Source organism: Amycolatopsis roodepoortensis (genome assembly GCF_024628825.1).
GTDB lineage: Bacteria > Actinomycetota > Actinomycetes > Mycobacteriales > Pseudonocardiaceae > Amycolatopsis > Amycolatopsis roodepoortensis.
Window position 1 is genome coordinate 7777598 of sequence record NZ_CP102415.1, and the last position, 20307, is coordinate 7797904.

At 70.0% G+C, this 20307-nt stretch carries 14 protein-coding genes; 7 read left to right on the forward strand and 7 right to left on the reverse strand.

Annotation, left to right across the window (positions count from 1 at the left end; genetic code table 11):
- Positions 1–279 precede the first annotated feature (279 nt).
- The gene (locus NQK81_RS37490) at positions 280–1221 is read right to left on the reverse strand and encodes a serine protein kinase RIO (RefSeq protein ID WP_257485252.1); all 942 of its coding nucleotides are present in this window, start codon (positions 1219–1221) and stop codon (positions 280–282) included.
- A 294-nt stretch (positions 1222–1515) separates the two neighbouring features.
- Positions 1516–4341: an ATP-binding protein gene (locus NQK81_RS37495; RefSeq protein WP_257485253.1), complete on the reverse strand. Its 2826-nt coding sequence runs from the start codon at positions 4339–4341 to the stop codon at positions 1516–1518.
- Between the two features lie 310 nt (positions 4342–4651).
- Between NQK81_RS37495 and NQK81_RS37500 the strand changes: the two genes are divergently transcribed.
- The 3 genes from NQK81_RS37500 to NQK81_RS37510 all read left to right on the forward strand — a co-directional run bounded on the left by NQK81_RS37500 (position 4652) and on the right by NQK81_RS37510 (position 8959).
- Positions 4652–5815, forward strand: a complete 1164-nt coding sequence (locus NQK81_RS37500; RefSeq protein WP_257485254.1) for a S8 family peptidase — start codon at positions 4652–4654, stop codon at positions 5813–5815.
- Positions 5815–7362, forward strand: a complete 1548-nt coding sequence (locus NQK81_RS37505; protein WP_257485255.1) for a S8 family serine peptidase — start codon at positions 5815–5817, stop codon at positions 7360–7362. Before NQK81_RS37500 ends, NQK81_RS37505 begins: the two co-directional genes overlap by 1 nt.
- 73 nt (positions 7363–7435) lie before the next feature.
- The gene (locus tag NQK81_RS37510) at positions 7436–8959 is read left to right on the forward strand and encodes a phytoene desaturase family protein (RefSeq protein WP_257485256.1); all 1524 of its coding nucleotides are present in this window, start codon (positions 7436–7438) and stop codon (positions 8957–8959) included.
- 53 nt (positions 8960–9012) lie between these two features.
- On the opposite strand, the gene NQK81_RS37515 is transcribed toward NQK81_RS37510, so the two are convergent.
- Together NQK81_RS37515 and yaaA are read right to left on the reverse strand one after the other, a co-directional pair.
- Complete coding sequence (locus NQK81_RS37515; protein WP_257485257.1) at positions 9013–10464, reverse strand: trypsin-like serine protease; 1452 nt, start codon at positions 10462–10464, stop codon at positions 9013–9015.
- A gap of 87 nt (positions 10465–10551) precedes the next feature.
- Positions 10552–11307, reverse strand: coding sequence for a peroxide stress protein YaaA (gene yaaA / locus NQK81_RS37520; RefSeq protein ID WP_257485258.1), 756 nt, complete (start codon positions 11305–11307; stop codon positions 10552–10554).
- Between the two features lie 59 nt (positions 11308–11366).
- Between yaaA and NQK81_RS37525 the strand changes: the two genes are divergently transcribed.
- Together NQK81_RS37525 and NQK81_RS37530 are read left to right on the forward strand one after the other, a co-directional pair.
- Positions 11367–12335 carry a GNAT family N-acetyltransferase gene (locus tag NQK81_RS37525; RefSeq protein WP_257485259.1) on the forward strand — a complete coding sequence of 323 codons (969 nt, stop codon included), beginning with the start codon at positions 11367–11369 and terminating at the stop codon, positions 12333–12335.
- Between the two features lie 74 nt (positions 12336–12409).
- Positions 12410–13345 carry an aminoglycoside phosphotransferase gene (locus tag NQK81_RS37530; protein WP_257485260.1) on the forward strand — a complete coding sequence of 312 codons (936 nt, stop codon included), beginning with the start codon at positions 12410–12412 and terminating at the stop codon, positions 13343–13345.
- Between the two features lie 549 nt (positions 13346–13894).
- Here the strand turns inward: NQK81_RS37530 and NQK81_RS37535 are convergent.
- Together NQK81_RS37535 and NQK81_RS37540 are read right to left on the reverse strand one after the other, a co-directional pair.
- The gene (locus NQK81_RS37535) at positions 13895–14809 is read right to left on the reverse strand and encodes a 2-hydroxyacid dehydrogenase (protein WP_257485261.1); all 915 of its coding nucleotides are present in this window, start codon (positions 14807–14809) and stop codon (positions 13895–13897) included.
- A 28-nt stretch (positions 14810–14837) separates the two neighbouring features.
- Complete coding sequence (locus tag NQK81_RS37540; protein WP_126736033.1) at positions 14838–15194, reverse strand: VOC family protein; 357 nt, start codon at positions 15192–15194, stop codon at positions 14838–14840.
- Between the two features lie 126 nt (positions 15195–15320).
- On the opposite strand from NQK81_RS37540, the gene NQK81_RS37545 reads away from it, so the two are divergent.
- The gene (locus NQK81_RS37545) at positions 15321–17069 is read left to right on the forward strand and encodes a proline--tRNA ligase (RefSeq protein WP_257485262.1); all 1749 of its coding nucleotides are present in this window, start codon (positions 15321–15323) and stop codon (positions 17067–17069) included.
- Positions 17069–17998 carry a DUF8017 domain-containing protein gene (locus tag NQK81_RS37550; RefSeq protein ID WP_257485263.1) on the forward strand — a complete coding sequence of 310 codons (930 nt, stop codon included), beginning with the start codon at positions 17069–17071 and terminating at the stop codon, positions 17996–17998. Before NQK81_RS37545 ends, NQK81_RS37550 begins: the two co-directional genes overlap by 1 nt.
- A gap of 55 nt (positions 17999–18053) precedes the next feature.
- On the opposite strand, the gene NQK81_RS37555 is transcribed toward NQK81_RS37550, so the two are convergent.
- Positions 18054–20267 carry a bifunctional lysylphosphatidylglycerol flippase/synthetase MprF gene (locus tag NQK81_RS37555; protein WP_257485264.1) on the reverse strand — a complete coding sequence of 738 codons (2214 nt, stop codon included), beginning with the start codon at positions 20265–20267 and terminating at the stop codon, positions 18054–18056.
- Between the last annotated feature and the right edge of the window lie 40 nt (positions 20268–20307).

Sequence of the window (20307 nt, forward strand, 5' to 3'; positions counted from 1 at the left end):
ATGGTGTGCACAGATGGGCGTTCACAGGGACGAACCCGGCACACCGCGTCTGCGTGACACCGCGCGCCAATTGGTTGATACGGATACCGCGAGCCATTCGGTTGGCTTTGGAGGCGACGGACACCAACTCATCCACGCCGCCGGTTGCGGTCTGTCACTACTGTACCGGACCGTTATCCGGCCTCCCAACCGGAGGGACCGATTGTGGGCAGGGTCTCCACGAAGGGTCGTTCCCGGCGCGGCACGCCGGGAACGACCCTGTCATGACACTGTGGACGGTCACCGGAGACCGGCGATCTCCTTCAGCTCCTCGATCAGCTCCGGGACCGCCGTCAGCCGCTCCGGCAGCCCCCGCGAGTGGAACCACGTCGCGATGTTCCGCACGTCCCGCGCGAGGAACTCCAGCCCGCCCGGATTGGCGACGATGTCGACCACCTGCGGCAGATCGATCACCATGATCCGCTCACGGTGGACGAGCAGGTTGTACGCCGAGAGGTCGCCGTGCGCGAGCCCCTGCGACGCCAGCAGTTCCAGCATCGCCGCGGTCTGGAACCACAGTTCCCGCAACTGGTCGGGCTCCGGCCGGACCTGCGCCAGGCGCGGCGCGGCGGTTTCACCGTCGCCGAGGAACTCCAGCAGCAGCTCGGTGCCGTCGCGCTGCACCGGGTACGGCACCGGTGCGCCGACCGACCACAACCTGCTCAGCGCGCCGAATTCGGCCACGGCCCACTGTTCGGCGATGAGGTTGCGGCCGAAGCTGCTGCGCGACTCCATCGCCCGCATCTCACGCGACCGGCGCATCCGCCTGCCTTCGAGGTAGCCGGCGTCGCGATGGAACAACCGGTGTTCGCCGCTGCGATACCGCTTGGCGGCGAGCACGACGCCCTCGGTGCCGGGCAGGTTGCGCCGGACGAGGTGGACGTCCGCCTCCTTGCCGGTCTTGAGGACGCCGAGTTCGGTGTCCACCGCCGCCAGTTCGGTGATCACCCAGTCCGGGCGCGGCAGCGGCCCGTGCTCCGCGTCTCCCCACGTGCTCCAGCGGTCGGCGCCGTCGGGGATGGCGGTTTCGGTGTAGGCGTCCTCACGCAGCCGGGCGAGCCGGACGCGTTCGGCTTCGGTGAGCCGTCCGCCGCGCTCGGGTGCGGGCTCGTCGTCGAAACGGGCACGACGGGAACGGCGGGGACGTTGTTCGTAGGACTCTTCGAGATCGTGCTTGCGCACTGGTGGGTTCTCCTAGATCAGGGATGCCCCACCGGGCGAGCGTCGTGGCTCCGCGCTCAGCCGCGAGGGGCGAGTGGATGGGGGCGGCCAAGGCCCCGGACAGTCATCAGCACGAGGCACCTCCCTGTCGCATCCACCGGCTCCCTGCCGGATCGCGCACGATCATTCCCGGCCCCTCCGGGCGACCGCAACCGATTTAATTCCGAGGCGGTGGTGCGGGTGGTCGTGAGTGGCGATTCGGGTTAGAACCCGAATCGCCACTCACGACCACCCGCACCGGTCCGCACGACGTGCCTACGCCGACCGCAGCCCCGCCAGCTCGCTCCGCGACCGCACCTTCAGCTTCCGCAGGACACTCGCGACGTGCTGCTCCACCGTGCGCCGCGACAGGAACAGCACCTCGGCGATCTCCCGGTTGGTGTGCCCGGCCGCCAGCAGCCGGGCGACGTCGCGCTCGCGCGGGGACAGCTCGTCGCCGTAGCCGCGGCGGCCGCGCCGTGACGGGGCGACCGCGCCGGTGGACCGGAAGGCGTGGCGGCAGCGCGCGGCGTCGCGGGTGGCGCCGAGGTGGTCGAAGGTCTCCGCGAGCGCCGCGAAGATCTCGGCGACGTCCTCATTGCGGGCCAGACGGCAGCGCGCAGCACGTTCGGCGATCAGGGCCGCGTGATACGGCGCGGGAAGGGCCTCGAACCGGGTCCGAGCCTGCTCGAAGGCCTCGATCGCCTCCTCGTGCTCGCCCCGGGACGCCGCGATCAGCCCGCGGTTCGCGGCCAGCGCGGCCCGGGTCGAAGGCGCGTCGAGGTCGCCGATCTCCCGTTCGAACTCGTCGGTCAGCGCTTGCGCCTCGGCGTCCCGTCCGGTGGCGCAGTACGCGTCGACGGCGGCCATCAGCAGATCGGCGCCCCAGGCCCAGACACCCTTGGCGCGCAAGAGTTCCAGCCCCTTCTCGGCCTGCGTGACGGCGGCCTCGCCGAGATCCTGCGCGAGCAGCATGCCCGCCATCCCGGCGTGCGCGGCGATCGCGACCGGGGTGAACGCGTTCTCCGGCTGGTCCGCCGCGGTGCCGGCGAACCGGACGGCGGCCTCGTCCCATTCGCCGCGCGCGGCGGCGAGCAGGCCGAGGACCAGGCACAGTTCGCTGGTCACCGGCAGGAGATCGCGGTACTCGTCGATCAGCGCGCAGGCCCGTTCGGCGAGGCCGTCCCAGTTCCCGGTGAGCCAGTCGGTGTGGACGGCCGTCGCGCGGGCCGTGCTGACGACGTACGGCGCCCCGCAGTCGGCGGCCAGCTGCATCCCGCTGTGCAACAGGCTCCTGGCCCGTCGATGGTGGCCCGTCCAGGCGCAGGCGTCGGCGCTGTTGCAGTGCAGCCGCGCCAGATGCCGCTGTTCGTCGGCGGAACCGACGCTGGTGGGCGCCCGGTCCAGCATGTCCCAGCCCCGTGCGTCGCCGATGTGCAGCCGCGACGCCGCGTTGTTGGCCAGCAGGATGATCTTCAGCCGCCGGTCGGTGGCCCGTTCGATGAGCCCGTCCACCCGGTCCATCCAGCGCCGGTGCTCCCGCAGCGGGGTCGCGCCGACCCACGGCTGCGCGAGCACACCCATCCCGCGTCCGGCCAGGTCGGGCCGGTCGGCGAGGTCGTTGACGGCGATCTCGATCTCGGTCCTCGCGGCCTCCAGTCCGCCCGCCTGGCGCACCAGGAGGAGCCCGAGCCCCAGCCGGACCTCGCCGCTCAGGCGTCCGGACAGCCTGCCGTCGGTGAGCAGCCGCTCCAGTGCCGGGACGACCTCGGTCTGCGCGAGACCGTTGCACGCCACCGAACTGAACTTGACCGCCAGTCTGTCCACATCGGACGGTTGCAGGCCCGGTTCGTCGAGCAGGGTGCGGAGCAGATCCGTCGCGGTCGCGAGATCACCGACCGCCGACGCCTGGTCCGCGGCCGCTTCGCCGTACTTCAGGGCACCGGCCCGGTCACCCGCCTTGCGGCAGTGTTCGGCCAGCCGTACCAGGGATTGCGGGAGCCGGTCGCGCAGCAGCCGCGCGGCCCGCCGGTGCAGTTCCTGGCGATCGGGGCCGGGAATGGTGAGGTACGCGGCTTGCTGGGCGTACGCGTGCCGGAAGCCGTACGTGCCTTCACCGGTCTCCACCAGGACGTTGCGTTCGAGCGCGAGGACGAGCGCGCGGCGGGCGCGCTCGGGGGAGAGCGCGGCCGCGGCGGCCAGCAGGTCCGAAGTGGACGGTGTGGCGAGGACCGCGGCGGCCTCGGCGATCCGCCGGGCCGCAGGCGGCAGCGCGACGAGGTGTTCGACCGTCGCTTCCCGTAACAGCGCCGGGACTTCGACCGTGTCGAGCAGATGCCGCGCGGTCGTGCCGTCGGCGTGCACCGCGCCCTCGACGCCGCCGATCGCGTGCACGATCTCCTCGACCACGAACGGGATCCCCGCGGTCCGCTCGTGCAGCCGCGCGGCGAACTCGGCGGACACGTTCACTTCGCCGAGTAGCGCCGAAACCAGCGCCTGGACGCCGTCGCGGTCCAACGGCCGGAGCGTGACGAGCGCGTGCGCGGTCCCGGGAGCAGGCCGATAGGCGCTGCCGAGCGGGATGCCGCCGGGCGTCTCTTCGCGCCGGTAGGTGAGCAGGAGCGTCAGGCCTGCGGGCGGGTCGGTCATCAGGAACCGCAGCAGGCGACGGGATCCGTCGTCCGCCCAATGGAGGTCTTCGACGAGGAGGACGTGCGGGCCCAGCGAACCGAGCAGTTCCCGGACGGCGCGGAAGAGCCGGTGCCGTTCGGCCCTCGGATCACCGAGCCGGGGCGGCGGCTCCGGCAGGAAGGCCGCGAGCTCCGGTAGATATGGCGCGAGCACGCCAGTCACGGGGTTGAGTTCGCGCACCGGGCGGATGTCCTTCAGCGCGTCGAAGACCACGCCGTACGGGAACGGCTCGCGCAGCGGCTGGCAGGTTCCGGTGAGGACCGGCCGCCCGGCCAGTTCGGCGCAGGCCAGCAGTTCGGCGGCGAGCCGGGTCTTGCCCACCCCCGCTTCGCCTTCGAGCATGATCACCGACGGCGAGCGCATCGCGCCGTCGAGCAGCTCGCGTAACTCCGCCTCACGGCCGACGAGCACGGGAGAACTCGTCCTGCGTCGGCAGCCACCGATCACCATTGCCGGGTCACCCCCGCTTCACGAACCACACCGTTCGAGTGAACGCAGCTTAAGCGCCTGCTCAGTGCTCACGGAACCCACCCGGACCGTCACAGAACTTTCGTAGGGACGGGGAGTTTCCCCATTAGATACGTAGTCCTACGGACCGTTGCCTCGCTTGTTCGCGCAGGTCCCGCCACCCGAAAGTGATTCATGCGTGACTGCACGTCACGGCGCCGGCCCGGATCCCCGCCGGCGTGAACCACCTGTTCGAGTGAACGGAGCTCAGGAAATGCGTGGAGAACTTCGACGTCACCGGATCGCGGGTGCGGTGCTCGCCGGGGCCTGTGCGGCGGCCACCGTCGCCTTCGCCGGACCGGCCGCGGCCGCCGAGGGGCAGATCCGCGGCGCCGGTGTGCCGGGAGCCGTCACGGACGGGTACATCGTCTCGCTCAAGAGCGGCGACGCCGGGCTCGCGGCCAAGTACGGCGGCCAGGTGAAGGCGACCTACACCGCCGCGCTGAACGGTTTCTCGGCGAAGATGACCGAGGCGCAGGCGAAACGGCTCGCGGCCGACCCGAACGTCGACTTCGTCCAGCAGGACGCGGTCGCCCACATGACCGGCACCCAGACCAACCCGACCTGGGGCCTGGACCGGATCGACCAGAAGAACCTGCCGCTGGACCGGAAGTACACCTACCCGAACGACGGTGCCGGGGCGACGGTCTACGTCCTCGACACCGGTGTCGACTACCGCCAGTCCGAATTCGGCGGCCGTGCGACCAGCGGGTACGACTTCATCGACAACGACAGCGACGCCCGCGACTGCCAGGGGCACGGCACGCACGTCGCCGGCACGGTCGGCAGCGCGACCTACGGGGTCGCCAAGGGCGCCAAGATCGTCTCGGTCCGCGTGCTGAACTGCCAGGGCAGCGGCCAGTACTCGCAGATCATCAGCGGGATCGACTGGGTCGTGAAGAACGCCAAGGGCCCGTCGGTGCTCACCATGAGCCTCGGTGGCCCGGCCGACTCCGGAGTGGACGCCGCCGTGCGCCGCGCCGTTTCCGCGGGCATCACCAACACGGTGGCCTCCGGTAATTCCAACACCGACGCCTGCGGCACCAGCCCGGCCCGGGTGCGTGAGGCCATCACCGTCAACGCCACCCAGAGCGACGACCGCCGGTCGACGTTCTCGAACTACGGCAGCTGCACCGACATCTTCGCGCCGGGCACCAGCATCACGTCCCTGCGCAACGGTGGCGGTACCCAGCAGATGAGCGGTACCTCGATGGCGACGCCGCATGTCGCCGGCGCGGCCGCGATCTACCTGACCTCGAACCCGTCGGCCACCCCGGCCGCCGTCGCCTCCGGTCTCGCCAACGCCGCCACCAGCGGTGTCGTCAAGAGCCCGGGCACCGGTTCGACCAACAAGCTGCTGAACGTGACGGGTCTCTGATGCGGCGCGGCGTGCGGGCCGGTGTGGTGGCCGTCGCGGCCACCGCGCTGGCCGCGCTCGCCGCGGGCAACGCCCTCGCCGCGGAGGCCGAGGGCGTTGTCGTGCAGGCGAAGCAGCACTACGGCGATCAGTACATCGTGGAGCTTCACGACGTGGGCACCCTGGCGGTCGAGCAGTCCTCGGCCGCGCTGACCGGCCGCTACGGCGGTGAGGTCCGGTCGGCGTACAAGAACGTGCTGCGCGGGTTCTCGGTCAAGGGCATGTCCGAGCGGCAGGCCCGGCGGCTGGCGGCCGACCCGGCGGTCAAGGCGGTCTATGAGGACGGCACCGCGCGTGCCGTCGGCACGCAGACCAATCCCACCTGGGGACTCGACCGGGTCGACCAGAAGAACCTGCCGCTCGACAAGAGCTTCACGTATCCGAACACGGGCGAGGGCGTCACCGCGTACGACCTCGACACCGGGATCAACCCGGAGAACCCGGAGTACGAGGGGCGCGCGTCCATCGGCAAGGACTTCGTCGGCGGCAACGGGAAGGACTGCAACGGGCACGGCAGTCACACCGCGGGCACCATCGGCAGCAAGACCTACGGCGTGGCCAAGAAGGTCAAGCTCGTCGGGCTGAAGGTGCTGGGCAACGACTGTTCGGGCAACGGTCCCGACTCCGCCATCGTGGACGCGGCCGAATGGATCACCGCGAACGGCACCAAACCGGCGGTGGCGAACCTGAGCCTGCGGATGGACCAGGTCGGGCTCGGCGACGACGTCATCAAGAAGTCCATCGCGGCCGGTTTCGTCTACGTGGTGGCGGCCGGCAACGAGAACCAGAACGCCTGCAACGTCAGCCCCGCCAGGGTCCCCGAGGCGATCACGGTCGGCGCCTCGGACCAGAGCGACAACAAATCCTCGTTCTCCAACCACAGTTCGTGCGTGGACATCTTCGCCCCTGGCAGCAACATCACGTCGCTGTCCACGTCCAACGGTGGTTCGGCGAACATGAGCGGCACGTCGATGGCCACGCCGCACGTGGCCGGGGCGGCGGCGCTGTACCTCGCCGCGAATTCCGGCGCCACCGCGCAGCAGACGCGGGACGCGCTGGTGAACAACGCCTCCGACGGCGTGCTCAAGGGACTGCCGTCCGGCACGGTCAACAAACTGCTGAACGTGTCGTTCATCGGCGGCGGTGGCCCCACGCCGACGTGCGGGGTCAAGTCCAACACGACACCGGTGTCCATTCCGGACGCGGGTGACGCGGTGACCAGTTCGGTGACGCAGGAAGGCTGCGACGGGAAGGCGTCGGCGACGCTGCCGGTCAAGGTCGACATCGCGCACACCTACACCGGTGACCTGGCGATAGACCTGATCGGGCCGAGCGGTGCGGTGTTCGGCCTCAAGCAGGCGGGAGGGATCGGCGAGGCGACCGGCGTGCACACGTCGTACACGGTGAACGCCTCGTCCGAACCGGCGAACGGGACCTGGAAACTGCGGGTCCGTGACGTCTACCGGTTCGACAGCGGGACGATCGAAGGTTTCTCCATCACCTTCTGAGTCCTTGCGAACGGCGGTGCGCCGCGGTCACGATGACCGCGGCGCATCGTCGTTTTCGCTGGGAGGCTTTCGCATGGAGTCCTATGACGCCGTGATCGTCGGTGGCGGGCACAACGGCCTGGTGGCGGCGGCCTACCTGGCCAGGGCCGGCCGCTCGGTGCTGGTGCTGGAACGGCGTGACGAGGTCGGCGGGGCGGCGGTCTCCTTTCGTGCCTTTACCGGCGTCGACGTCCGGCTGTCGCGGTACTCGTACCTGGTGAGCCTGCTGCCCCGCAAGATCATCGCGGAGCTGGGGCTCGGCCTCGATCTCCGGCGGCGGCGGATGTCTTCGTACACGCCCGTCGGCGACGGGGGTCTCCTTGTCGACACGGGCGATGACGGCCGTACGGCGGCGTCGTTCTCGGTGCTCACCGGGTCCACAAAGGACTATGAGGCTTGGCGGCGGTTCTACGCGATGACGTCCCAGGTCGCGAAACGGACTTTTCCCACCTTGACCGAACCGCTGATGTCCAGGGAAGAACTGCGCTCGGGCATCGAGCGCCAGGCGTGGGACGCGCTGTTCGAACGGCCGATCTCGGAAACGCTCACCGGGATGTTCGGCGACGACGTCGTCCGCGGTGTCGTCCTGACCGACGCGCTGATCGGCACTTTCGCCGGCGCCGGCGATTTCCGGCAGAACCTGTGCCTGCTCTACCACGTGATCGGCAACGAGACCGGCGACTGGGACGTGCCGGTGGGCGGGATGGGCGCGGTGACCGGGGCGCTCGCGTCGGCCGCGGCGTCCGCCGGGGCACGGCTGATAACCGGTGCCGAAGTGCTGTCGATCGACCCCGGTGGCTCGGTGCGTTACCGGCTCGGCGACGACGAGTTCGTGGTGCGTGGCGGTCACGTGCTGTCGAACGTCGCGCCGCGGACGCTCGCGCGGTTGCTGGGGGAGGAGCCGCCGGAGGCGCCGGAAGGCGCCCAGCTCAAGGTGAACATGGTGCTGTCACGGTTGCCGCGGCTGCGTGATTCGAGTGTCGATCCGCGGGAGGCGTTCGGCGGGACGTTCCACGTCAACGAGAGTTACGAGCAGCTGGCGACGGCCTACGCCGAGGCGTCGGCGGGCCGGATCCCGTCGCTGCCGCCGTGCGAGATCTACTGCCATTCGCTGACCGACCCGTCGATCCTCGGCCCGGCCGAACGGGCCGCCGGGGTGCAGACGCTGACGTTGTTCGGCCTGCACATGCCCGCGCGGTTGTTCGAGGGGCGCAACGACGCCGCGCGTGACGAGGCGCTGCGGGCGACGTTGTCCTCTTTGGACAGTGTGCTGGCCGAGCCGATCGAGGACTGTGTGCTGCGGTCGCCGGACGGCGGCTTGTGCGTCGAGGCGAAGACGCCCCTGGACCTCGAAGCCGAGCTGGGACTGCCCGCGGGACACATCTTCCATCGCGATCTGTCGTGGCCTTATGCGGCGGAGGCCGCCCAGGTGGGTCGCTGGGGTGTCGAGACCGCGCACGAGCGGGTCCTGCTCTGCGGTGCGGGGGCCGTGCGGGGCGGCGGTGTCTCGGGCATCCCCGGCCACAACGCCGCCATGGCTGTCCTGGCAAGCGCGTGAAGGCCCCCTTCCCTCGGCTCAGCCGAGGGAAGGGGGCCTTCACGCGCATTCGCTTACTGGACGGTGAGGGTATAGGTGGCGGTGGCGGTCTTGCCCGCCGAGTCCGTCGCGGTGACGGTCACCGGGTACGTGCCCCGCTGGAACGGCGCGACCACCTGCATGGTCGAACTGCCGCCGCTCGAGATCGTCTTCGGGTTGAAGAACGGTGCGAACGGCAGCCCCTGCCCGGACGCCGACAGTGTGATCGCGCCCGTGCCCCCGGTGGCGGAAACCGTGACGTTGCTGAAGAAACCGGGCTGCGAGGTCCCGCTGGTGGGACTCAGGGCGACCTTGAGCTCGCCGGGTTGCGGCGCGCCGTCGCCGACGGTCAGCGTCAGGTTCGTGGTCGCGGTGTCGGTGGTGCCCTTGCCCGAGATCGTGACCGCGTAGTCCTTTTCGGCCGTTCCGGCGGGCACCTCGATGCTCACCTTCGCCGACTCACCCGAGGTGATGGACGAGGGCTGGAACGTGGCCGTCGCGCCCTCGGGAAGTCCCGTAGCGCTGAGATCGACCTTCTCCGCGCCGTTCTTGCCCGGCTTGCTGGTCACCGTGGCCGAAACGTACTTGCCAGGCTCGACCTTGAGGGCCGACGGCGTCACGCCGAGCGAGAACTTCTCCGGGTTCTGCGGCTCGCCGATCTGCTGCTTGACCCAGTCGCCCATCTCGTTGTTGAGCCTGCCGTACACGCTGTACCACTTGAAGTCGCTACGGCTCCAGGAAGCGACACCGACGACCTTGCCGTCCACGATCAGCGGACCGCCGCTGTCGCCGGGCAGGATCGTGACGCGGCCGTCGCTGTAGCCGCTGCAGATCATCGTCGCGTCTTTGAAACCCGCGCCGACCCCGCTGCAGTTGCCGCCCTGGACGATGGGCAGCGTGAACTTGTGCAGCTCGACGTTGCGGGTGTCGTCGTTGTGGTCCTTCTTGCCGTAGCCGAGCCCGAGCCCCGACTTGCCCGGCTTGTGCAACTCCGTGTCGGCCGAGGTCGCGACCTTCGCGTACTGGCCGCCCGGCACCGGGATGTCGGCGTCCGTGGTGACCACCGCGACGTCGTAACCCTGATCGAAGTTGACGTACTTCGGGTGCTTCTCGTAGCTGACGACACCGATCCGCGTCCCGCCACCGGCGTTGAGATCGTCCAGCCCGTAGAGGAAGGACTTCTCGCCTGCCGCGTCCTTGCAGTGCGCCGCGATCAGGATCTTGCGCGGCGCGACGACCGAACCCGTGCAGGTCTGGCCCTGCGGCCGCGTTCCCCCTTCGCGCAGGCCCGCGATGATGAAGGGATGGTCCTTGACCGAGGCGGGGGTGCCGCCGATGGAGTTCGTGTGCAGTCCACCGGGGACGACCGCTTGATCCGTCGGGGTGACGGCGGGCAGGTTCGCGGCGGCCGCCGGAGCGGGCAGGAGGACCGAGAGGCAGCCGAGGGTGGCGGTGGCGATCCCCAGCAGCCGTTGTCTTCTGTTCACGGTGGTTCCTTTCCAGGTGGCTGGAAATCACTTTCCGCATGTGCACCTGGCGGAACAACCGAGGAAGAAGCCCGTAGGGGTACGGAACTAATGCGCCCCGTCGCCGGTGAGCAGCTCGATACTGTGGTCACCGGTGCGCTCGACGTCGAGGCCCGCCTTCGTCAGGACCCGCATCAGCTGCTCCACAGTGGACGGTTCGCTGCGCGACTTCACCAGTTCCGCGGCCAGCCGTCCCTTGTACGCCTTGTTGAAGTGGCTCACCGTGGTCCGGTTGCCCTTCGCGTCCTCGGTCACGACGCGCACGGTCACCGCGTCGGGGCGGAGCTTCGCCAGCGCCGAGTAGGTCCCGGACCGCAGGTCGACGACGAGCCCCTCGACGGCTTGGAGCGCCGGTTCGAGGACCGGCTTCCACACGCTGCGGACGGTGCCGAGCGACGGCAGCGCGTTGCCGCCCGAAAGCCGGTACGCGGGGATCGGGTCGGTCGCCGCGACCACGCCGAACAGCGCTGAAGCGACGGCGAGGCGCTTCTCGGCCTTCGCCAGCGTCGCCTTGGTGAACGACTTCACGTCGAGCGCGTCGTAGAGGACCCCGGTGTAGCGGCGCAGCGCGGGCATCGTGGGGGACGTCCACAGCTCGGCGTTGCGGGCGACCTCGTCGGCCTGCCGCGGCGTGATGCCCAGCGCGGCGACACTGGCCGGGACGTCGGCGGCCAGCTCGGTCAGCGCGTCGGCCAGCTTCGCCCGGGTCGGGTTCAGCTCCGGGAACGACAGCGCGTCGAGGTCCAGCGGCGCGCCGGTGCCGCCGGCGGCCTTGGTCTCGGAAGGGGGGAGGAGCACGAGCACCACGGAAGCGTAACTAAATGGGGTGCGTCACCCCGAGGCGCGGGCTTAGCCTCGTCCGCATGAGCCTGACCTGGCGCCCGCTGACCATGGACGACATGCCGCGACTGGCCGAGACCTTCGCCGAGGCGGAGCGTGTCGAGCCGATCGAGGAGCACTACAGCGCGGAGGATCTCGCCGAAGAGATCGGTACGCCGACCGTCGACCTGCCGACGGCGTCCACCAGCGCGTGGGACGGCGAAACGCTGGTCGCCTACGGTCTGCTCCGGAAGCGTGACGCGGCCGATCCGGTGCACATGATGCGGGTCGAGACGCTCGTCCACCCCGCGTACCGCGACGACGCGATCGCCGCGCGCCTCACCGGCTGGTTCGAGGAGGCGGGCAAGGCGCTCCACGCGAAGTCCCACCCGGACGTACCGCTGGAGCTGCACGCCGCGGCCAACACCAAGCAGCGCTGGCTCTCCGAAGTACTCGTGGACGCCGGGTACGAGCACGCCCGGTGGTTCGTCGACATGCGGGCCGACCTCGGCTCGATCCCGCCGCTGAAACCGCTGCCCGAGGAGTTCCCGCTCGTCGCGTACGAGCAGAAGTACGAAGCCCTCACGCTGCGGTCCCGTAACGAGACCTTCGCCGACCACTGGGGAAGCACGGAGCAGTCCCCGGAGGCCTGGCGGCATCTGGTCGTCGGTGCGAAGGACTTCCAGCCGCACCTGTCGTTCCTGCTGCTGAGCCCGGACAGGGACCGGGTGGTCGCGATGGTGCTGAGCGCCCACTTCGCCTCCGATACGGCGGCCACCGGCGTGAAGGATCTGTACGTCAGCCACGTCGCGACCGACGCGGGCCTTCGCGGGCGCGGGATCGCGGGCGCGCTGCTCGGGCACACGCTCGTCCAGGCCAAGGCGGACGGTTTCCAGCGGGCTTCGCTCAACGTCGACCAGGACAACACCCACCGAGCCCTCGGGGTCTACGAGCGCGTCGGGTTCAGCGAGTTCCAGCGCTGGGCCGGGTACGTGAAGCCCGTTCCGACCTGACCGGTTGTCACCCGAAAGGGCGGATTTCGGTACAGTCGATCTTCTCGGATGAGATCGCTGGGGGTGGTAGGGCGTTGCCGGTTTCCGCACGCCTCGGCTGGCACGACCTGCCGTCGGCGACGCGTGACGCCGTGGAGCGTGAGCTCGGGTCGGCGGTCCGTCGTTCGCTGTGGCAGACCCCGGAATTCGACGGCGGTGTCGCCGCGCGGCTCGAACTCGAACGCGATCATCGCTGGGTCTTCCTGAAGGCGATCCCCGCGGACAGCCCGCGCGCGGGCGGCTACCGGACGGAGGCCGCCATCGCGCGGCGGCTTCCCGCGGAGGCACCCACGCCGAAGCTTTTGTCCTTTGTGGACGGTGAATGGCTGGTGCTCGCGTTCGCCGATTTCGACGGCACCAGGCCGAACCTGCGCCCCGGATCGCCGGACCTTTCCGCGGTGCTGGCCACCTTCGGCGCGCTCAGGCGCACGCTCACACCGTGTCCGCTGCCCGACGTCCCGGACGCCCTCGACGACCTCGGCCCGCTCCTGCGGGGCTGGCACGAACTGGCGAAGGAACCGCCGGACGACCTCGACGGCTGGGCCGTCCGCAACCTCGACCGGCTCGTCCAGCTGGAGACGTCGTGGCATCCCTGGTCGGCCGGGGACACGTTGCTGCACAACGACATCCAGCCCGAATACCTGGTGCGGACCGGGCCTGGCCGGGTGCTGGTCACCAACTGGCGCTACCCGGCGCGGGGCGCGGGCTGGCTCGATCTGGTCGCGCTCGTCCCGTACCTGCTCGACGCCGGACACGAACCCGCCGACGTCGACCGCCTGCTCCGGCGGCGCCCCGTGCTGGCCGGGGTCCCGGTCTGGGCGGTCACCGCGTTCGGCGTCGCGCTGGCCGGGCACGCCGAACGAGCGTCCCGCTTACCGGAACCGCCCGCGACGACGGGTGTGCGCGCGGCGCAGCGCCGTCTCGCGGCGGCGATGCGCGAGTGGCTCGCTTACCGGACGCACTGGCAGTAGCGCGGCGGCCGGCGCCGTCTATGAAGGATCGGGACGTTGAGTGTCCCAAACCCTTCACAGACGACCTTGTGCCTGCGGCCCTCACCTTCGCGCAGGGGCGGCGAACGTGTGTCCGCTCTCCGCGCGGCAGCAGACCGGCTCGTGAGTGGCCAGGACGGTTCTAACCGTCCATACCGCTCATGAGGTTCAGCGGCTCGTCACAGCTGCGCTGAAGGGGAGCTTTCGCTGCGTCTGATGCCGGCGAAAGGCCCTTTCGCGTCTTGCTGGTGGCGCTCTGTTCGACTTGTACCCTTCCGGTTCGGGCGCCGGGTCGTCTAGTGGCGTCGAGGTGTGTGTCGCGAAAGCCACTTTCGCGACGTCAGGTGTCCCGAAAGTGGCTTTCGCGACATCGGCCTCGACTAGAGCCGTCGCTACTTCACTGGGGCCGGGGCCCCGTTGCGAAAGCCACTTTCGCAACCTTCAACGTTGCGAAAGTGGCTTTCGCAACGCCACCGGCGGGGCGACACCTCGGCGCGGCAGCTGCCCGGCTCGTGAGTGGCCAGGACGGTTCTAACCGTCCATGCCGCTCACGAGGTTCAGCGGCTCCTCACCGGCGGCGTACCGGCGCAACTGCTCGGCGACCAGCCGCTTCGCGCGCGGGTAGAACGACGCCGAACCGCCCGCGACATGCGGCGTGACGATCACGCCCGCCGTGGTCCACAGTGGATGCCCGGCGGGCAGCGGTTCCGGGTCGACGACGTCCAGCGCGGCACGCAACCGCCCGGAGACGGTCTCGGCCGTGAGCGCCGCGGTGTCGATCGCCGAGCCTCGCCCGACGTTCACGACCAGGGCGCCGTCCGGCAGCGCGGCGAGCTCCGCGGCGCCGAACAGGCCCATGGTCGCGGGCGTTTCGGGCAGGATCAGGACCACGATGTCGGCGGACGGCAGCAGTTCGGCCAGCTCACCCACGCCGTGCACGCGCTCCGCGGGCCGGGCCGTGCTCGCCACCCTGGTTACGACCGCCTCGGCCGCGACCAGTTGCCGCTCGATGGCCTGGCCGATCGAACCGTGACCGACCAGCAGCACCCGGCTGTCGGCCAGCGAACGCGTGTGCTCGCGTTCCCACGACGCCGTCGCCTGCTGCGCGAACCAGCGCGGCAGATCCCGCTGCGAGGCGTGGATCAGCGCCAGCGCGTGTTCGGCCACGCTGAGGTCGTGCAGGCCGCGGCCGTTGGCCAGCTTCACCCCCGCCGGCACCAGCGGGATCAGCTTCTCCACCCCGGCCGACAACGACTGCACGAGCTTCAGCGACGGAAGCCGCGAGAGCAGCTTCATCGGCTCGGCGCCGGTGTCGTAGGGCAGCACGTAGACCTCGACCTCATCGAGGCCCTCGTCCGGCAGCGGGCCCAGACCGTCGTAGAGCCGCGCGTTCAGGCCCTCGGGCAGCTCGATATCGGACCAGGGCAGGATGGCTCGCTCCGTCATGCCGCCATTCTGGCCGCCGCGACCGGCGTCACCCTCCGTGGGCCGCGACGCAGAACTCGTTGCCGACGGGATCGGCCAGCACCGTCCAGGCGAAGCCCGGCATCTCGTGTCTGTCCAGCTTCTTCGCGCCCAACCCGACCAGACGCTCCACCTCCTTCTCCATGTCGTCGGTACCGAAGTCCATGTGGACCCGGTTCTTGCCCGCCCGCTCCTCCGGCACCCGCTGGAAGGCGAACACCGGCCCGTTCTCCTTCTTGGCATGCAGGATCAGGAACTCGCCGCCGTGGTCCTGATCCACCTCGACCCCGAGCGCCTTCGTCCAGAACGCCGCGAGCCCGCGCGGATCCGCGCAGTCGATCGTGATCATGCCCAGTTCGATACCCATGGCGGCACGCTAGCCGCACCCACCGACAAAACCGGGCGCCCGCGATAACCGGTTGAACCGGCCCGGGGCGGGGTGACTACGCTGCGCAGAACGTCTAAGCACGTAATTCCAGCGAGGAGCCCAGTAGTGATCACCAGGATGTCGTCGTTGTTCCTTCGCACCCTGCGTGAGGATCCGGCGGACGCCGAGGTACCGAGCCACCGGCTCCTGGTACGCGCCGGCTACGTCCGCCGGGTCGCCCCGGGCGGCTACTCCTGGCTGCCGCTGGGCCTGCGGGTGCTGCGCCGTATCGAGAACGTCGTCCGCGAAGAGATGAACGCCATCGGCGCGCAGGAGATCCAGTTCCCCGCGCTGCTGCCGAAAGAGCCCTACGAGGCCACCGGCCGGTGGACCGAGTACGGCGACGCGTTGTTCCGCCTCAAGGACCGCAAGGGCGCCGACTACCTCCTCGGCCCGACGCACGAAGAGCTCTTCGCGCTCACCGTGAAGGGTGAATACAGCTCGTACAAGGACTATCCGGTCGTGCTGTACCAAATCCAGACGAAGTACCGCGACGAGGCGCGCCCCCGGGCCGGCATCCTGCGCGGTCGCGAGTTCGTCATGAAGGACTCCTACTCCTTCGACCTCGACGACGAGGGCCTGACCAAGTCGTACGAGCTGCACCGCCAGGCGTACACGAAGCTGTTCGACCGCCTCGGTATCGAGTACGTCGTCGTCAAGGCGACCTCCGGCGCGATGGGCGGCTCGGCCTCCGAAGAGTTCCTCGCCGTCGCCGAGACGGGTGAGGACACCTACGTCCGCAGCACCGAATCGGGTTACGCGGCCAACGTCGAAGCGGTCACCACGCCCGCTCCCGAGGCGAAGCCGATCGAGGGCCTGCCCGAGGCGAAGATCCACCACACGCCGGACACTCCGACCATCGAGTCGCTGGTCGTGTTCCTCAACAACGCCGATCTCGGCCGCACCTTCACCGCCGCGGACACGCTCAAGAACGTCCTGGTGAAGACCCGCCAGCCGGGCGCGAAGGAGTGGGAGCTGCTGGCCATCGGCCTCCCCGGCGACCGCGAGGTCGACACGAAGCGCCTCGAAGCTTCGCTCGAGCCCGCCGAGTTCGAGCTGCTCGAAGAGGCCGATTTCGCCAAGAACCCCTTCCTCGTCAAGGGCTACATCGGCCCGAAGGCGCTGAAGGACAACGGCGTCCGCTACCTGCTCGACCCGCGCGTCGTCGACGGCACCGCCTGGGTCACCGGCGCCGACGAGCGCGACCACCACGTGATCGACCTGGTCGCGGGCCGCGACTTCACCGGCGACGGAACGATCGAGGCCGCCGAAGTCCGCGAGGGCGACGCGTCGCCCGACGGCAAGGGCACCCTGGTCGCCGCCCGCGGGATCGAGATCGGGCACATCTTCCAGCTGGGCCGCAAGTACGCGGACGCGTTCGAGCTCGACGCGCTGGGCCCGGACTCCAAGCCCATCCGCATCACCATGGGTTCGTACGGCGTCGGCGTCTCGAGGCTGGTCGGCGTGCTCGCCGAGCAGAACCACGACGACCTCGGCATCGTCTGGCCGCGCGAGGTCTCGCCGTTCGACGTGCACGTCGTCATCGCGGGCAAGGACGAGACGGTCGCCGCGGGCGCGGAGAAGCTCGCCGCCGAACTGGACGCCGCCGGTATCGAGGTCGTCCTCGACGACCGCAAGGCCACCCCCGGCGTGAAGTTCGCGGACGCCGAACTCGTCGGTGTGCCGACGATCCTCGTCGTCGGGCGCGGCCTGGCGAACGGTGTCGTCGAGGTCAAGGACCGCCGCACCGGCGAGCGCGAGGAGATCGCCGTCGACGCGGTCGTGGAGCACCTGGTCAAACTCGTCCGTTCGTAATGTTCGGCAAGAAGCGCCGGGATTCCCCGGGCTACGAGGACAACGCGGCGCTGGACGGGTTCGGGGGTTATCAGCCCTCGGACTCGTCCGGCTACACGCCCGCTCCCGAGACTCCGGCGCCAGCCGAGCCGGAGCCGGAGAAGCCCACGAAGCAGCCGATGTCGCGGAGCGGGCGAAGGGCCATGTACGGCTTCTTCGCGACGCTCGGCGTCATCACGGTCGCCGCGCTCGCGAACAACGGCGGCAGCTCGTCGGACAGCAGCGCGCCGACCACCAGGGCTCCGGTCGTCTACACGCCTTCGCCCCGGGTCGTCGCGCCGCCGGTGACCGAAGGCTGGCAGTCGGTGGCCGGGAAGGACGGCGTCTACGCCTACGACGTCCCGCCGAACTGGACGCCGAAACCCGGCACGATCCACGGCTGGGAAAAGGGCACCCAGGTCCCGGGAATCACCATGGTCGCCAGCGCCTTCGTCGGCGAGGGTTACTGCCCGCAGGAGAAGGGAAGCAGGGTCGGCGGCGCCGGCGTGGCCAACATCAAGGTCTCCGATCCCGCCGCCGCCGCGAAGAAGGCGGTCGACGATCTCGCCATCAGTGCGTACAACCCGGAGAACGGCCCGCTGACCGCCAAGATCACCCCGGAACCGCCCCAGCAGGCCGAATTCACCCTCGGCACCGGCAAGAAGGTCCCCGCCAGCATCGTTTTCGCGGAGGTCGTCACCCCGCCGGGGCCCTGTGGCGCCCGGCGCGCCCTGGTCGGTGTGCTCGCGCCGGAGCTGGGCGAAGCCTCGGCGGCCCTGGCCGTCTATTCGGGCCAGGACGCGCCGGGCGGTGCGGACCGCGAGCTGATCCTGAAGATCCTCAAGACCTACCGGGGTGTCCCGGAGGCCGACCGCAAGACCATCACGCCGCCACCGTCGACGTTGCGCTGAGGCTGCAGGCGGAGCGGAGAGCGCACCCGGGAACCCGCGCCGGCCGTAGGCCCCACTATCGCGGTGGCAGGGCGCCCTGTTCGCTCATCGTGACGTGGGATACCAGATCGCGGCCTGTCGACGACGATCGTGGACGCGGGTTCCCCAACAGGCGCTGAGGCTTCTTGCCCGACCGCGCGAGCTTCGCCAGCCGCAGCAGCCCGGTGTTCGGCAGATACGCCCGGCCGAGCGCGATCCCGATCCGCGGTAGGTCCGCCTCGTCGCGGAACGCGAGGTACAGCGGCACGTGGCGCGGCTGGAACTTCGCCTTGAACGCGTGCAGCGAACGGAAGCCGTAGAACGGTTCCATCATCGTGCCGAGCGCGTCGAGCACCCGCTCGACGGCGTGCGCGGGTTCGCCGGAGCTCGCCAGCGGCGCACCGGACAGCGAGACGAACTTCGCCCCTTCCTCGCGGAAGGCCAGGCACGAAGACGCGATCAGGAACTCCATCGACGGGCGGAACCCGTCGGCGCGTTTGCGCATGACGTCGAGGGTCCAGCCGCCGATCGCGCCCGCGCCGGTGTACACCGGCAGCCACGACGTCACGCCGTGGACCACGCCGTCGGCGTCCACCGCGAGACCCACCCGGGTCTCGGGATCCATCGCCTCGTCGACGCCGCCGAGGGTGAAGCCCATTTCCGGCATGCCCTTGTCGCTGATCCACTCCTCGGAGATCGCGCGGACCTGCGAGATCACCGCGCGCGGCTGATCGGCGAGCCGCACGAGCCGGAACTCGATGCCGTCCTTCTTGGCCCGGTTGAGCGCGGTCCGCACGTCCTGCCAGCGCTTGCCGCGGAACTCCAGCGTCTCCAGTTCGATCAGGGTGTCTTCGGCGACCTGGACCTGCTTCCAGCCCAGCTCTTCGGTCTTGGCGGTGGTGTCGCCGGTGGCGGAGAACAGGCACGGCACGAGACCGGTGTTCTCGCACATCGTGATGAACTCGGCGATCGTCCGGTCGGCGGCGCCGTCCGGGGCGATCGGGTCGCCGAGGGCGATGGCGACCCCCGCGTGCCGCCGGTAGGCGAGGTAGGACTTGCCGTCCGCGGCCACGAAGTACGAGTTCTGCGGCCAGGTCGTCATCCACGAAAGCGTGCTCCCGCCGTGGCGGCTGAGCAGCGTGCGGGCCAGCGCGGGGTTGCCCATCCGGCCGAGGCGGCGGCATTTCCGCCGCGACGGCACGCGGAAGGCGCCGCGGGAGGAGACCAGCAGGGCGAATTCGACCGTCCAGAGCAGGTTGTCCACGAAGAACAGCGGCGGATCCACCACGCCGGCGTCCTCGCCGAAGATCTCCGCCAGCGTGAGCACCCCGCCGTAGACCATCACCTGCAGGATGACGAACGAGGTCAGGATCATCGCGCACCACCAGGCGACCTGGCTGCCCTTGCGCAGGCCGTTCAGGATCGGCACCACGATCAGGCACAGGACGACGACTTCCCAGGTGGACAGCGAAAGCTCTTCGGACGAACCGAAGGGACCGTTGCCCGGTACGAAGGACATCACCAGTTCGGCGACCGTCAGCACCAGCAGGCCCGCCATGACGTAGAACCGCCACTCGCGCAGGCTGGGCCGCCGTTCGCGCGAGGAATCCTTGGCACCGAGGAACTTCCGGCCGAACGGCAGGGCGAGGACGAGGGCGAAGAAGTGCACGAGGTCGGCCAGCGTGCCGACGAAGATGATCGCGACCCCGGCGTAGACGCACAGCCCGGCGCGCAACCGCAGGCGCCACGGCGGGCGCAGGGTGGCGCTGGCGACCGCGACCGCGGCGAGCGCGCCGCCGGAGAACCCGACGTCGAGACTGGTGGCGACCCGTTCCGCCCATTCCCAGCCGGAGTTGCGGCTCAGCGCCAGGAACTGGACCGCCACCAGGACACTGACGAACTGGCCGCCGATGGCGACGGCCATCGCCCGCCGGGTGCCGAGCCGCCATTCCGCGAACCCGGCGAACAACGCGAAGCTGAGCACCATCGGCAGGTAGTACAGCGGGACGACCGCGAACAGCGGTCCGGTGAACAAGGTCCACCACCGGCCTGATTCGAGCGACGGCAGCCCATACGCGATGTACGGGTACACCGCGCGGTCCTCGGCGGCCGACCAGAGCGCGCCCGTGGCCAAGGCGAGCGCGAGCATGGTCAGCGTGACGAGGCTGGTGAACGGCAGCCGGTGCCTCAGCACCGTGATGATCTTGCGTGTCCGGCCCGGCGCGGCCGTCCCGCTTCCCCCTTTTGGCATGGAACTCAAATTAGGTCCGGGAGGTGCTCGGACACATCCG